At 59.2% G+C, this 14,201-nt stretch carries 13 protein-coding genes; 12 read left to right on the forward strand and 1 reads right to left on the reverse strand.

Annotated elements, in window-relative coordinates:
• The first annotated feature begins 7 nt into the window (after nt 1–7).
• The 10 genes from tsaE (at nt 8) to D781_RS01625 (ending at nt 10,908) form a co-directional block, all read left to right on the forward strand.
• A complete protein-coding gene (gene tsaE, locus D781_RS01580; RefSeq protein ID WP_015344289.1) occupies nt 8–469 on the forward strand; it encodes a tRNA (adenosine(37)-N6)-threonylcarbamoyltransferase complex ATPase subunit type 1 TsaE in 462 nt (153 codons plus the stop codon).
• A 16-nt stretch (nt 470–485) separates the two neighbouring features.
• A complete protein-coding gene (gene amiB / locus D781_RS01585; RefSeq protein ID WP_015344290.1) occupies nt 486–2,240 on the forward strand; it encodes an N-acetylmuramoyl-L-alanine amidase AmiB in 1,755 nt (584 codons plus the stop codon).
• 19 nt (nt 2,241–2,259) lie between these two features.
• On the forward strand, nt 2,260–4,143 hold the full coding sequence (gene mutL, locus D781_RS01590; RefSeq protein WP_015344291.1) for a DNA mismatch repair endonuclease MutL: 1,884 nt from the start codon (nt 2,260–2,262) through the stop codon (nt 4,141–4,143).
• Nucleotides 4,136–5,077 carry a tRNA (adenosine(37)-N6)-dimethylallyltransferase MiaA gene (gene miaA / locus D781_RS01595; RefSeq protein ID WP_015344292.1) on the forward strand — a complete coding sequence of 314 codons (942 nt, stop codon included), beginning with the start codon at nt 4,136–4,138 and terminating at the stop codon, nt 5,075–5,077. Before mutL ends, miaA begins: the two co-directional genes overlap by 8 nt.
• A 115-nt stretch (nt 5,078–5,192) precedes the next feature.
• Complete coding sequence (gene hfq / locus D781_RS01600) at nt 5,193–5,501, forward strand: RNA chaperone Hfq (protein ID WP_015344293.1); 309 nt, start codon at nt 5,193–5,195, stop codon at nt 5,499–5,501.
• Nucleotides 5,502–5,599: 98 nt separating this feature from the next.
• On the forward strand, nt 5,600–6,880 hold the full coding sequence (hflX, locus tag D781_RS01605) for a ribosome rescue GTPase HflX (protein WP_015344294.1): 1,281 nt from the start codon (nt 5,600–5,602) through the stop codon (nt 6,878–6,880).
• A 115-nt stretch (nt 6,881–6,995) separates the two neighbouring features.
• Nucleotides 6,996–8,240 (forward strand): FtsH protease activity modulator HflK, encoded by a 1,245-nt coding sequence (gene hflK, locus D781_RS01610; protein WP_015344295.1) that lies wholly within the window; start codon nt 6,996–6,998, stop codon nt 8,238–8,240.
• 3 nt (nt 8,241–8,243) lie between these two features.
• Nucleotides 8,244–9,248, forward strand: a complete 1,005-nt coding sequence (gene hflC, locus D781_RS01615) for a protease modulator HflC (protein ID WP_015344296.1) — start codon at nt 8,244–8,246, stop codon at nt 9,246–9,248.
• Nucleotides 9,249–9,310: 62 nt separating this feature from the next.
• Nucleotides 9,311–9,511, forward strand: coding sequence for a DUF2065 domain-containing protein (locus tag D781_RS01620; RefSeq protein ID WP_015344297.1), 201 nt, complete (start codon nt 9,311–9,313; stop codon nt 9,509–9,511).
• Between the two features lie 98 nt (nt 9,512–9,609).
• Nucleotides 9,610–10,908, forward strand: coding sequence for an adenylosuccinate synthase (locus tag D781_RS01625; protein ID WP_015344298.1), 1,299 nt, complete (start codon nt 9,610–9,612; stop codon nt 10,906–10,908).
• Here D781_RS01625 and D781_RS23525 read toward each other — a convergent pair.
• Nucleotides 10,853–11,146, reverse strand: a complete 294-nt coding sequence (locus D781_RS23525) for a hypothetical protein (protein WP_124014424.1) — start codon at nt 11,144–11,146, stop codon at nt 10,853–10,855. The genes D781_RS01625 and D781_RS23525 overlap by 56 nt on opposite strands.
• A 73-nt stretch (nt 11,147–11,219) precedes the next feature.
• On the opposite strand from D781_RS23525, the gene nsrR reads away from it, so the two are divergent.
• Both nsrR and rnr read left to right on the forward strand, forming a co-directional pair.
• The gene (nsrR, locus tag D781_RS01630; protein ID WP_015344299.1) at nt 11,220–11,645 is read left to right on the forward strand and encodes a nitric oxide-sensing transcriptional repressor NsrR; all 426 of its coding nucleotides are present in this window, start codon (nt 11,220–11,222) and stop codon (nt 11,643–11,645) included.
• 59 nt (nt 11,646–11,704) lie between these two features.
• A complete protein-coding gene (gene rnr, locus D781_RS01635) occupies nt 11,705–14,176 on the forward strand; it encodes a ribonuclease R (protein ID WP_015344300.1) in 2,472 nt (823 codons plus the stop codon).
• Nucleotides 14,177–14,201: the final 25 nt, after the last annotated feature.

Consider the following 14,201-nt stretch of genomic DNA (forward strand, 5'->3'; position numbering starts at 1 on the left):
TTATCGAATGAAAGAACTCGTATTACCTCTGCCGGATGAGGCAGCGACGGTTGAATTGGGGGCCGCGTTGGCGCAGGCGTGCGATCGGGCCAGCGTCATTTATCTCTATGGTGATTTGGGCGCCGGTAAAACGACCTTCAGCCGTGGTTTCCTGCAGGCGCTGGGCCATCAGGGCAATGTGAAAAGCCCAACCTATACGCTGGTGGAGCCTTATGCGCTGGAGCCGCTGTCGGTCTATCACTTTGATTTGTACCGGCTGGCCGACCCCGAAGAACTCGAATTTATGGGCATTCGCGACTACTTTGCGCAGAATGCCATTTGCCTGGTGGAGTGGCCGCAGCAGGGGGCCGGCGTATTGCCGGCGCCGGATCTGGCGCTGCATCTGAGCTACCAGGATCAAGGCCGGGAAGCGCGTCTGGACGCGCTGTCCGATTACGGCAGCCAACTCATCGACCGAATCCACAGGTAACAGGGATGACGCCAACATGATGTATGGACTAAAGAAATTCCTGGGCATGACGCTGATCGTCGTGATGGGGCTGTTCGGCCCGTCGCTGGCGCTGGCGGCGTCATCGTCGCTGGCGGATATCAAAGTCACCAACGCCCAGCGGGAAGCGACCGTCGCGGTCAGCTTTAACGGCCCGCCGGCCTATGCGTTCTTCCCGCTGCACGGGCCGGAGCGCGTGGTGCTGGACGTGAACCAGAGCGGCAAAGTCAGCGGTCTGCCGCTGAACTTCAGCGGTCAGAATCTGGTGAAACGCATCCGTTCCAGCGCGCCGAAAGATGCACAGAGCGTGCGTTTGGTGTTTGAGCTGACGCAGCGTGCAAAAACCCGCGCCGTCACGCGGCAGAATGGCAACGTGTATACCGTGGTGTTCACCATTACCGCCAGCGGCGGTAATAACAACGTTGTACGCCAGGCACCGGCACCTGCGGCCAGTAAGCCACTGGTCAGCAAGCCGGTGGTGACGAAAACAGAAGAGCCGGTGCGCCGCGCGGCGCCGTCCAGCTCATCCGGCAGCAATCCGTTCAAGGAAAAACCGACCGTGGTGTCCGGCACCGCGACGGCGGAAACGCCGCGCAGCAGTCGGGTGTCCGCCGGCTCGGGCAACCGCGTGGTCGTGGCGATTGACGCCGGTCACGGCGGTCAGGATCCCGGCGCGCTGGGACAGAACGGGCTGCGTGAAAAGAACGTGACCATCGCCGTTGCCCGCCGCCTGGAGGCGCTGCTGGATAACGACCCGATGTTCAAACCGGTGTTGACGCGCACCGGCGACTACTTTGTGTCGGTAATGGGCCGCTCGGAAGTGGCGCGTAAGCAGGGGGCCAACGTGCTGGTGTCGATCCATGCGGATTCGGCGCCGAACCGCAGCGCGACGGGCGCCTCGGTGTGGGTGCTGAACAACCGCCGCGCCAACAGTGAAATGGCCAACTGGCTGGAACAGCATGAGAAACAGTCCGAGCTGCTGGGCGGCGCGGGCGATCTGCTGGCCAGCAACCAGGCGGATCCGTATCTCAGCCAGGCGGTGCTGGACCTGCAGTTCGGCCATTCGCAGCGCGTGGGGTATGACGTGGCGGTGAAGGTGCTGAGTGAAATGCGCACCATCGGCGTGTTGCACAAGAGTCGTCCGCAGCCGGCCAGCCTCGGCGTGCTGCGTTCGCCGGATATTCCTTCCCTGCTGGTGGAAACCGGCTTTATCAGTAACCCTTCGGAGGAGCGACTGCTGGGCAGTAGCGACTATCAGGAGAAGATTGCCAAGGCGATTCATCGCGGCCTGCGCAGCTACTTCCTGTCGCATCCGCTGCAAGCCGACCCAAAGGTGGAAAACCGACCGCTGGACGTCGCAGCGGCGGTTAATACGGCTTCACCAGACGTCAGCAGCAGTTACCGGGGTAAAACGCAGACTCACGTTGTGCGCAGAGGGGAAACGCTCTCTGCGATTGCCCGCCGTTACGGCACCAGCATGACGGCGCTGCATAACCTTAATCACTTGAAGAAAGACGGCGTATGGGTCGGACAGCGCCTGAAAGTACCGGCGGCGGGGGCCGCCGCCGGTGTCCAAGGCAGCGCGAAAACCGCCGGCGTCAGCAAGACGTCGCGCCATAAGGTGGTGCGCGGCGATACGCTGTCGTCGATTGCCGCGCACTATGGCGTTAGCGTCACCGCTCTGAAAAGCGCCAATCGTTTGAAGTCGGACGTCGCGCCGCTGGATCGGACGCTGACCATTCCGCATACCTGAACCATCAAGGGGAACCCGCATGTCAATCCAGGTGTTACCGCCGCAGCTCGCCAACCAGATCGCCGCCGGGGAAGTGGTTGAGCGTCCTGCGTCGGTGGTGAAGGAGCTGGTGGAGAACAGTCTGGATGCCGGCGCCACGCGCATCGATATCGAGATTGAACGCGGCGGCGCCAAGCTGATCCGCATTCGCGATAACGGCTGCGGCATCGGTAAAGAGGAGCTGGCGCTGGCGCTGGCGCGGCACGCTACCAGTAAAATCACCACGCTTGACGATCTGGAAGCGATTATCAGCCTCGGCTTTCGCGGTGAGGCGCTGGCCAGCATCAGTTCGGTATCGCGCTTGACGCTGACCTCGCGCACCGCTCAGCAGCAGGAGGCCTGGCAGGCTTACGCCGAAGGGCGTGAGCAGGCGGTGACGGTCAAGCCGGCGGCGCATCCGGTAGGCAGTACGCTGGAGGTGCTGGACCTGTTTTACAACACGCCAGCGCGGCGCAAATTTATGCGCACCGAAAAAACCGAATTCGGCCATATCGACGAAGTGGTGCGGCGCATTGCGCTGGCGCGCTTCGACGTGGCGATCACCCTCAGCCACAACGGCAAGCTGGTGCGTCAGTACCGTGCGGCGAAGGAAGAGAGCCAGTATGAGCGTCGCCTGGCCAGCATCTGCGGCCCGGCGTTTTTACAACATGCGCTGGCGGTTTCCTGGCAGCACGGCGATTTAACCATCCGCGGCTGGGTGGCGGATCCGGCCGGCGCGCGGGCGCTTGGCGATATGCAGTACTGCTACGTCAATAGCCGGATGATGCGCGACCGGCTGATCAACCACGCGATCCGCCAGGCGTATCAGGATCAGCTGCAGGATGAACAACAGCCGGCTTACGTACTGTATCTGGAGGTCGATCCACATCAGGTGGATGTTAACGTACACCCCGCCAAGCATGAGGTGCGTTTCCATCAGGCGCGTCTGGTGCATGATTTTATCTATCAGGCGGTGACCACGGTGCTGCAGCAGGTGGGGCAGACGTCGCTGCCGTTGACGGAAGAGACACAGCAGGAACCGGCGCCGGCCTGGCAGCCGGAAAACCGCGTGGCCGCCGGCGGCAATCACTTTTCCCAGCCGGCGGCGGAGAGCGCGCCGCGGCGTGAAACGTCGCCCGCCGCGCCGGTGCGCGAGCGGGCGCCGCAGAGCTATCACGGCGGGGCGGGTTATCAGAAGCGTGAAGGCGAGCTGTACGGACGCCTGATGCAGGCAACGCCTGAGGCTGCGCCGGCCGCCGCCGAGAAACCGCCGCTGTTCCCACCGGCCAAGACGACGCCAACGCCGCAGGAACCGGCGCTGGCGGGCAGTCAGCACGGCTTCGGCCGGGTGTTGATGGTGTATCCGCCGTGCTACGCGCTGGTGGAACAGCAGCAGCGTCTGTCGCTGCTGAATCTGCCGGTGGCTGAACGCTGGCTGCGCCAGGCGCAGCTGACGCCGCCGGAAGAGGGACTGCGCCCGCAGCCGCTGCTGATCCCGGTAAAACTGACGCTGGAGAAAGCGGAGGTTGCCGCCTGTACGACGCATCAGGCGCTGCTGGTGAAAATGGGGATGGAACTGCAGGTCGATCACGGCCGTGTGACCCTGCGCGCGGTGCCTTTACCGTTACGCCAACAAAATTTACAAAAGTTGATTCCGGAACTGTTAGGCTATCTGGCCGACCCTAAAGCGATGTCGCCTGACGTGCTGGCCACCTGGTTCGCCCGCCATCTTGGCAGCGAGCATGAGCAGTGGAACGCCTCGCAAGCGATACAATTACTGACCGACGTTGAACGACTTTGCCCGCAGCTGGTCAAAGCACCACCGAGCGGTCTTTTACAACCCGTTGATTTACAGGCTGCACTGGCAGCCCTTACACATGACTGAAACAGCAATAACGCCGCGTCCTCCGGCGATTTTTATTATGGGGCCGACGGCGTCGGGCAAGACCGCACTGGCGATGGCGCTGCGCGAGCAGCTGCCGGTGGAGCTGATCAGCGTCGATTCGGCGCTGATTTACCGCGGGATGGATATCGGTACCGCCAAGCCGAGCGCCGAAGAGCTGGCGCAGGCGCCGCACCGGCTGATCGACATTCGCGATCCCGCCGAGGCTTATTCCGCCGCAGACTTCCGCGCCGACGCGCTGCAAGAGATGGCCGAGATTACCGCCGCCGGGCGCATCCCGCTGCTGGTGGGCGGCACCATGCTGTATTTCAAGGCGTTGCTGGAGGGACTTTCCCCGCTGCCGTCAGCCGATGCGGCGGTGCGCGAGCGCATTGAGCAGCAGGCCGCGGAGCAGGGCTGGGAGGCGCTGCACCAGCAGTTGCAGCAGATAGATCCGGTAGCGGCGTTAAGAATTCATCCGAATGATCCACAGAGACTGACCAGAGCACTGGAAGTTTTTTTTATTTCGGGTAAAACTTTAACGGAACTGACTAAAATTTCGGGTGAATCGTTGCCGTATCATGTTCACCAATTTGCGATAGCGCCGAACAGCCGTGAGTTGTTGCATCAACGCATTGAGCTGCGGTTCCATCAAATGTTGGCGGCAGGTTTTGAGACGGAAGCGCGCGCACTTTTCGCGCGGGGTGATTTGCATACGGATTTGCCCTCCATTCGCTGTGTCGGTTACCGCCAGATGTGGTCATATCTGTCTGGCGAAATTAGTTACGATGAGATGGTTTATCGTGGTATTTGCGCAACGCGTCAGTTGGCCAAACGCCAGATGACCTGGTTACGGGGCTGGGAGTCAGTCCGCTGGCTGGACAGCGAAAAGCCGGGAGAGGCTTTGGCGTCGGTGACACAGGTTGTTAGTGCATAGGCTGAGTGATTGTGTACAATTGATGAGTATTCAGCGCGCAAATTTTTTTAGGTCGTACATTTTAGAGCCGACAGGTTCTTAGTTACAAACAACAAGCAAATAAGGAAAAGATAGAATGGCTAAGGGGCAATCTTTGCAAGATCCGTTCCTGAACGCATTGCGTCGTGAACGTGTTCCGGTTTCTATTTATTTGGTGAATGGTATTAAGCTGCAAGGCCAGATTGAGTCTTTTGACCAGTTTGTCATTCTGTTGAAAAACACAGTAAGCCAGATGGTGTATAAGCACGCTATTTCTACCGTTGTCCCATCGCGCCCGGTTTCGCACCACAGCAACAATCCGAGCGGCGGCAGCAATAACTATCACCATGGTAATAATCCGTCTGCGCAGCAACAGCCGCAGCAGGAAAGCGATGACGCTGAATAAGGCGCATTGCAAGACAACCATGACGGGGAACATAGGCAGCCGTGCGCTGTTTATGTCCCCCACGCTCGCGGTTGATATCCGTTTGAGAGGTTGCACGCTTGTTTGACCGTTATGAAGCCGGTGAGCAGGCCGTACTGGTTCATATCTATTTCTCGCAGGACAAAGATACGGAAGATCTCAGCGAATTTGAGTCGCTGGTCTCTTCAGCCGGTGTTCAGGCTTTGCAAGTGGTAACTGGCAGCCGCAAAGCCCCGCACCCAAAGTACTTTGTCGGTGAAGGAAAGGCCGAAGAAATTGCAGATGCGGTGAAAGCCAGCGGCGCGTCTGTTGTCCTGTTTGATCATGCCCTTTCCCCGGCGCAGGAAAGAAACCTGGAACGGCTGTGTGAATGCCGAGTTATCGACCGCACCGGGTTAATTCTAGACATCTTTGCCCAGCGCGCCCGTACCCATGAAGGCAAGCTGCAGGTAGAGCTGGCGCAGCTGCGCCATATCGCCACGCGCCTGGTGCGCGGCTGGACGCACCTGGAGCGTCAGAAAGGGGGGATCGGCCTGCGCGGGCCGGGGGAAACCCAATTAGAGACCGACCGTCGTTTGTTGCGCGATCGTATCAGCTTGATTCTGCGCCGCCTGGAGCGGGTAGAGAAGCAGCGTGAACAAGGCCGACGGGCGCGTACCCGCGCCGACGTGCCGACCGTCTCACTGGTCGGCTATACCAACGCCGGCAAATCCACCCTGTTCAACCGTATGACATCCGCCGAGGTTTACGCGGCGGATCAGCTGTTTGCCACGCTGGATCCCACGTTGCGGCGCATCGACGTCGCGGACGTTGGCGATACGGTGTTGGCGGATACCGTAGGGTTTATCCGGCATCTTCCGCACGACCTGGTCGCCGCCTTTAAGGCGACGCTGCAGGAAACGCGGCAGGCATCGTTGCTGCTGCATGTGATCGACGCCGCAGACAGCCGCGTTGACGAAAATATTGAAGCCGTCAACAGCGTGCTGACAGAGATAGAGTCGGACGAGATACCTACACTGTTGGTAATGAACAAAATAGATATGCTGGATGACTTTGTTCCGCGTATCGACCGCAACGATGAAAATTTACCGATCCGCGTGTGGCTGTCTGCCGTCAGCGGGGAAGGTATTCCGTTGTTGTATCAGGCGTTGACGGAGCGCTTATCGGGGGAAATCGCGCATCACGAGCTGCGCTTACCGCCACAGGCTGGCCGTCTTCGTAGCCGTTTTTACCAGCTTCAGGCAATCGAAAAAGAGTGGAACGAAGAAGACGGCAGCATTGGCATGGTGGTGCGTATGCCGATAGTGGAGTGGCGTCGCCTGTGTAAACAGGAACACGATCTGATTAACTTTATAGTATGATCATATCCTGTTACATTTGTGCACTCGGTCTGCGGGCGTTATAGGGGCGGCAAATTGTTGCTGTGGCCCGCGCGTGAACCTGAAGTACCCAATCACAGAATAATGGAGCTAAAACATGGCGTGGAATCAGCCCGGTAATAACGGACAGGACCGCGACCCGTGGGGGAGCAGCAATAATAATGGCGGCAACTCTGGCGGTAACAAAGGCGGTCGTGATCAAGGGCCACCTGATTTAGACGATATCTTCCGCAAGCTGAGCAAGAAATTGAGCGGCCTGGGCGGAGGCAAAGGCTCTAACGGCAATAATAGCGGCGGCGGTGCGGGCTTCAGCGGCCGTATCATCGGCATCGCGGCGGTTGCCGTGGTGGTGATCTGGGCGGCCAGCGGTTTCTATACCATCAAGGAAGCGGAACGCGGCGTGGTCACGCGCTTCGGTAAGTTCAGCCATCTGGTGCAGCCGGGCCTGAACTGGAAGCCGACCTTTATCGACGAAGTGAAGCCGGTGAACGTGGAGTCGGTACGCGAACTGGCGGCGTCCGGCGTGATGCTAACCTCCGATGAGAACGTGGTGCGGGTCGAGATGAACGTACAGTATCGCGTGACCGACCCGGAAGCGTACCTGTTCAGCGTGGTGAACGCTGACGACAGCCTGAGCCAGGCTACCGATAGCGCCCTGCGCGGGGTTATCGGCAAGTACTCCATGGACCGCATCCTGACCGAAGGGCGTACCGTGGTGCGTAACGATACCCAGCGCATGCTGGAAGAGACCGTGCGTCCGTACAAGATGGGCATCACGCTGCTGGACGTCAACTTTCAGGCGGCGCGTCCGCCGGAAGAGGTGAAGGCATCGTTCGATGATGCTATCGCCGCACGTGAAAACGAGCAGCAGTACATCCGTGAAGCGGAAGCCTACGCCAACGAAGTTCAGCCGCGTGCGAACGGCCAGGCGCAGCGTCTGCTGGAAGATGCCAAGGCGTATAAAGACCGTACCGTCCTGGAAGCCCAGGGTGAGGTGGCGCGCTTTGCCAAACTGTTGCCGGAATACAAGTCCGCGCCGGAAATCACCCGCGAGCGTCTGTATATCGAAACCATGGAAAAAGTCTTGAGCCATACCCGCAAGGTGCTGGTGAATGACAAAGGCAACAACCTGATGGTGCTGCCACTGGAGCAGATGTTGCGTGGCCAGGCCGGCGCAGCCAGCGACAGCGGCAACAAAGACACCAGCCTGATTCGTCTTAACCCTGCGCCGTCGACTTCCGGCAGCAACGCCGGCAGTAAACCGCAGAACAGCGGTTCGGTTATGGACCAACGCCGGGCGAATGCGCAGCGTGACGATACCACTCGCGTAGGGAGACAGTAATCAATGCGTAAGTCTTTTGTAGTTATCCTCCTCGTGGTGCTGGTAGCGCTTTATGCTTCACTGTTTGTGGTGCAGGAAGGCCAGCGCGGCATCGTTCTGCGCTTCGGCAAAGTACTGCGTGATGACGAAAACAAACCGCTGATTTATGCGCCGGGCCTGCACTTCAAGATCCCGTTTATTGAATCGGTGAAAAACCTGGATGCGCGCATTCAGACCATGGAGAACCAGGCCGATCGCTTCGTGACCAGCGAGAAGAAAGACCTGATCGTCGACTCCTACCTGAAGTGGCGCATCAGCGACTTCAGCCGCTACTATCTGGCGACCGGCGGCGGCGACGTCTCTCAGGCCGAGGTGCTGCTGAAGCGTAAGTTCAGCGACCGTCTGCGTTCTGAAATCGGCCGTCTGGATGTGAAAGACATCGTGACCGACTCGCGCGGCAAGCTGATGTCCGACGTGCGCGACGCGCTGAACACCGGTACGCTGAACAACGGCGAAGAGATGCCGAAGACCGAAGCCGATGACGCCATCGCCTCGGCGGCGGCGCGCGTTGAGCGGGAAACCACCGGCAAACAGCCGCAGGTGAACCCGAACAGCATGGCGGCGTTGGGTATTGAAGTGGTCGACGTGCGTATCAAGCAGATCAACCTGCCGGTGGAAGTCTCCGACGCGATTTATCAGCGTATGCGTGCGGAACGTGAAGCGGTAGCACGCCGTCTGCGTTCGCAGGGCCAGGAAGAAGCCGAGAAGCTGCGCGCCAGCGCGGACTACGAGGTGACGCGTACCTTGGCGGAAGCCGAGCGTCAGGCGCGTATCACCCGCGGTGAAGGGGATGCCGAAGCGGCCAAGCTGTTCGCCAACGCGTTCAGCCAGGATCCTAACTTCTATGCCTTTATCCGTAGCCTGCGTGCGTATGAAGCCAGCTTCAAAGAGAACCAGGACGTGATGGTGCTCAGCCCGGACAGCGATTTCTTCCGCTATATGAAATCGCCGGATTCATCGCGTAAATAAGGCGTTAAGACAGTGACCGGGGGTCCGTGTTAGCACGGGCCCCTTCTTTTTTGGGGTAAGGCATGAATGCAACAATTTGGCTGGCGTTAGGTTTGGTTCTGGTGCTTGAGGGGCTGGGGCCGATGCTGTTCCCGCGCGCCTGGCGTAAAATGATCTTGACGATTTCGCAGTTGCCGGACGCCACGCTGCGTCGTTTCGGCGGTGGAATAGTGGTTGCCGGCATCGTGATCTACTATATGTTGAGCACGCGCCTTGGTGGCTGAAGTTTAGCCGAAAAATTACGCAATCGTATGCGAAAAGTGCTGAAACTCAGAAATTACGGTGCTAGAATCCATTTTTAAGCAATCGGTGATTTTGAAAAATGGGTAAGAACGTCGTCGTACTGGGCACCCAATGGGGTGACGAAGGTAAGGGCAAGGTCGTAGACCTGCTGACTGAACGGGCTAAATATGTTGTGCGCTACCAAGGTGGCCATAACGCTGGCCACACTCTGGTTATCAACGGTGAAAAAACCGTTCTTCATTTGATTCCCTCTGGCATCCTGCGTGAAAACGTCACCAGCATCATCGGCAACGGTGTTGTACTGGCTCCTGACGCGCTGATGAAAGAGATGGGCGAACTTGAAGCGCGCGGCGTCCCGGTACGCGAGCGTCTGTTGTTGTCCGAAGCCTGTCCGCTGATCCTGCCTTATCACGTTGCGCTGGACGTGGCCCGTGAAAAAGCGCGCGGCGCGAAAGCCATCGGCACCACCGGTCGCGGCATTGGTCCGGCTTACGAAGATAAAGTCGCCCGCCGTGGTCTGCGCGTTGGCGATCTGTTCGATAAAGAATCTTTCGCGGTTAAGCTGAAAGAGATCGTCGAATACCACAACTTCCAGTTGGTTAACTACTATAAAGCCGAGCCGGTCGACTTCCAGTCTACGCTGGACTACGTGATGTCCATCGCCGACATCCTGACCGCGATGGTGGTTGACGTTTCCGAACTGCTGGACGGCGCGCGCAAGCGTGGCGACCTGATCATGTTCGAAGGCGCGCAGGGTACGCTGCTGGATATCGACCACGGTACCTATCCGTACGTGACCTCGTCCAACACCACCGCCGGCGGCGTTGCCACCGGTTCCGGCATTGGCCCGCGTTATGTCGACTACGTGCTGGGCATTGTGAAAGCCTACTCGACCCGCGTTGGCGCAGGCCCGTTCCCGACCGAACTGTTTGACGAAACCGGCGAGTACCTGTGCAAGCAGGGCAACGAATTCGGCGCCACCACCGGCCGTCGCCGTCGTACCGGCTGGCTGGATGCGGTTGCAGTGCGTCGTGCGGTGCAGATCAACTCCCTGTCCGGCTTCTGCCTGACCAAACTGGACGTGCTGGACGGCCTGAAAGAAGTGAAAATCTGCGTGGGCTATCGCATGCCGGACGGCCGCGAAATGACCACCACGCCGCTGGCTGCTGAAGGTTGGGAAGGTATCGAACCAATCTACGAAAGCATGCCGGGCTGGAGCGAAACCACCTTTGGCGTGAAAGAGTACAGCAAACTGCCGCAGGCGGCGCTGAACTACATCAAGCGTCTTGAAGAGCTGACCGGCGTACCGGTAGACATTATCTCTACCGGCCCGGACCGTAGCGAAACCATGGTTCTGCGCGACCCGTTCGACGCATAATCGGTTTTTCTGCATCAAACAAGCCGGGCTGAGTCCCGGTTTGTTTTTTTCCGGCTTGCGCTCTGTTGGCTGTGCCCGCATCGCTGAACGGCGTCAGCGCAGCGCGCATGACGTTGAGGATCGCGGTTATTCCCACCCTCTTGCGGTTTCCCGTCAAAAACACCGTCACCGTTCCGTCATAAAGTGTTTCATGCGCTAAATAATTAGCGGCAAACTCGCCGGCTGGTTTATTATCCAATAGCAATCTTTTGAAAAATGCCGAAAAGCGGCACATCAAACGCAAACGGGCTCTATCGCGCCCAGAGGTAAACGTGCAGTTAACAAGTTTTACTGATTATGGCCTGCGGGCGCTGATTTATCTGGCATCGCTCCCGAAGGATAAAATGACCAGCATTTCGGAAGTGACCGAGGTGTATGGCGTATCCCGCAACCATATGGTGAAAATAATCAACCAGTTGAGCCGTATTGGCCTGGTCACGGCCGTACGCGGTAAAAATGGCGGCATCCGGTTGGGCAAACCGGCTGAAACCATTCGTCTTGGCGACGTGGTGCGGGTGCTGGAACCGCTCGCCCTGGTTAACTGCAGCAGCGATTTTTGCCACATCACCCCAGCCTGCCGACTGAAGCAGGTACTGCATAAAGGGGTACAGAATTTCCTTGAAGAGTTGGATAACTACACTTTGGCCGATATGGTTGAAGATAATCCGCCGCTCTACAAGCTATTGCTTGTCGAATAAAACGTCGTTGAGAAGACAAGGCTCAGCGACATCCTGCTGATGACAACGGAGGAACCGCAATGTCACAAGATCCATTCTTGGAACGAGAAGCAGAAAAATACGCATCCCCAATCCCGAGCCGCGAATTCATCCTTGCCCATTTGGCCAAGCGTGAGACGCCGGCCAGCCGCGAAGAGCTGGCGAAAGAACTGAACCTGACCAGCGATGAACATCTGGAGGCGCTGCGTCGCCGCCTGCGCGCCATGGAGCGCGATGGTCAGCTGGTGTTTACCCGTCGCCAATGCTATGCGCTGCCCGAGCGGCTGGACCTGCTGCGCGGCACGGTTATCGGCCACCGCGACGGCTACGGCTTTTTACGCGTTGAAGGGCGTAAAGACGACCTGTATCTGTCCGCCGAGCAGATGAAAATGGCGATCCACGGTGACGTGGTGCTGGCGCAGCCGCTGGGCGCGGATCGCAAAGGGCGGCGCGAAGCTCGCATCGTGCGGGTGCTGGTGCCGAAAACCAGCCAGATTGTCGGCCGCTTCTTTCTGGATGCCGGCACTGGTTTTGTGGTGCCTGACGACAGCCGCCTGAGCTTTGACATCCTGATCCCGAATGAGGCGGTAGCCGGCGCGCGCATGGGCTATATGGTGGTGGTAGAGCTGACCCAGCGCCCGACGCGCCGCACCAAGGCAGTAGGGAAAATTGTCGAGATCCTCGGCGATAAAATGGGCACCAGCATGGCGGTGGATATCGCGCTGCGCACCCACGAAATCCCGCATACCTGGCCGCCGCAGGTGGAGAAACAGGTTGCCGATCTCAGCGAACAGGTGCCGGAAGAGGCTAAACAGGGGCGCGTGGACCTGCGTAAGCTGCCGCTGGTCACCATCGACGGCGAAGACGCCCGCGATTTTGACGACGCCGTTTACTGTGAGAAAAAGCGCGGCGGCGGCTGGCGGCTGTGGGTAGCCATTGCCGACGTCAGCTACTATGTGCGACCGGGCACCGCGCTGGATGACGAAGCGCGTAGCCGCGGCAACTCGGTCTACTTCCCGTCGCAGGTGGTGCCGATGCTGCCGGAAGTGCTGTCCAACGGACTGTGCTCGCTGAACCCGCAGGTTGACCGTCTGTGCATGGTGTGTGAAATGACCATCTCTGCGCAGGGGCGTCTCTCCACCGCCAAGTTCTATGAGGCGGTGATGAGCTCCCACGCCCGTCTGACCTATACCAAGGTGTGGCACATTCTGCAGGGCGACCAGGAGCTGCGTGAGCAGTACCATCCGCTGGTCAAACACCTGCAGGAACTGCACAACATGTACAAGGTGCTGGATCAGGCGCGTGCCGAGCGCGGCGGCATCGCGTTTGAGACCGAAGAGGCCAAGTTTATTTTCAATGCCGAACGCCGCATTGAACGCGTAGAGCCGACGGTGCGCAACGACGCCCACAAGCTGATCGAAGAGTGCATGATCCTGGCGAACATCGCCGCGGCGCGCTTTGTTGAGAAGCGTAACGAGCCGGCGCTGTTCCGCGTGCATGACCGTCCGAGCGACGATCACATCTCCGCGCTGCGCAGCGTGCTGGGTGAGCTGGGACTGACGCTGGGCGGCGGCAACAAACCGCAGCCGAAAGATTACGCCACGCTGATGGATGAAGTAGCCGATCGTCCGGACCATGAAATGCTGCAGACCATGCTGCTGCGATCGATGAAGCAGGCGATTTACGATCCGGAAAACCGCGGCCACTTCGGTTTGGCGCTGTCGTCGTACGGCCACTTCACCTCGCCAATCCGCCGTTATCCCGATCTGGCGCTGCACCGGGCGATTAAATACCAGCTGGCGAAAGAGCACGGCGAACCTCAGCACCGCTGGACGCCGACCGGCGGCTGGCACAGCGATCTCGACGAGATGCTGCAGCTGGGCCTGCACTGCTCAATGACCGAGCGCCGCGCCGATGAAGCCACGCGCGACGTGGCCGACTGGCTGAAGTGCGACTTTATGCAGGATCACGTCGGCGAGCAGTTCACCGGCATTATTGCCAGCGTGACCGGTTTCGGCTTCTTCGTCCGCCTGAACGACCTGTTTATCGACGGACTGGTGCACGTATCGACGCTGGATAACGATTACTACCGCTACGATAATATCGGTCAGCGACTGATCGGCGAATCTTCCGGTGTGGTCTATCGTCTGGGAGATACGGTGGAAATCCGCGTTGAGGCGGTGCATATGGATGAGCGCAAGATTGACTTCGCGCTGATCTCCAGCAGCCGTAAGCCGCGCGGCGAAGGTAAAACCGAGCGCGAGCGGGCGAAGAAAGGCGGGCAGCGTACGCTGCGCGACGGCAATGGCAACGGCCGCAGACGTCGCGGTGGCAAAGCGCCGGCCAACTTTGAGCCGGACAGCGCCTTCCGTAAGGACGATGCCAAGCCGGCGGGCAAAGTGAAGAAAGACAAGAAGGCCAAGGCGAAGAAAGCGTCGGCCAAAACCAAGAAGATTGCCGCGGCCACCAAGGCCAAACGCGCCGGCAAGAAAAAAGGTGCGGAGCAGGGCTGACCTGCCGCACGGTAATTATCATTGG

This window comes from Serratia sp. FGI94, from assembly GCF_000330865.1.
GTDB classification, from domain to species: domain Bacteria; phylum Pseudomonadota; class Gammaproteobacteria; order Enterobacterales; family Enterobacteriaceae; genus Serratia_B; species Serratia_B rubidaea.

Excerpts from the sequence above, each read along its gene's own strand:
- D781_RS01620 (WP_015344297.1), top strand. The coding sequence starts at position 9,311 with ATGAATGCAACAATTTGGCTGGCGTTAGGTTTGGTTCTGGTGCTTGAG.
- rnr (WP_015344300.1), top strand. The coding sequence starts at position 11,705 with ATGTCACAAGATCCATTCTTGGAACGAGAAGCAGAAAAATACGCATCC.
- tsaE (WP_015344289.1), top strand. The coding sequence starts at position 8 with ATGAAAGAACTCGTATTACCTCTGCCGGATGAGGCAGCGACGGTTGAA.
- D781_RS01625 (WP_015344298.1), top strand. The coding sequence starts at position 9,610 with ATGGGTAAGAACGTCGTCGTACTGGGCACCCAATGGGGTGACGAAGGT.
- hflK (WP_015344295.1), top strand. The coding sequence starts at position 6,996 with ATGGCGTGGAATCAGCCCGGTAATAACGGACAGGACCGCGACCCGTGG.
- miaA (WP_015344292.1), top strand. The coding sequence starts at position 4,136 with ATGACTGAAACAGCAATAACGCCGCGTCCTCCGGCGATTTTTATTATG.
- amiB (WP_015344290.1), top strand. The coding sequence starts at position 486 with ATGATGTATGGACTAAAGAAATTCCTGGGCATGACGCTGATCGTCGTG.
- hfq (WP_015344293.1), top strand. The coding sequence starts at position 5,193 with ATGGCTAAGGGGCAATCTTTGCAAGATCCGTTCCTGAACGCATTGCGT.
- mutL (WP_015344291.1), top strand. The coding sequence starts at position 2,260 with ATGTCAATCCAGGTGTTACCGCCGCAGCTCGCCAACCAGATCGCCGCC.
- hflC (WP_015344296.1), top strand. The coding sequence starts at position 8,244 with ATGCGTAAGTCTTTTGTAGTTATCCTCCTCGTGGTGCTGGTAGCGCTT.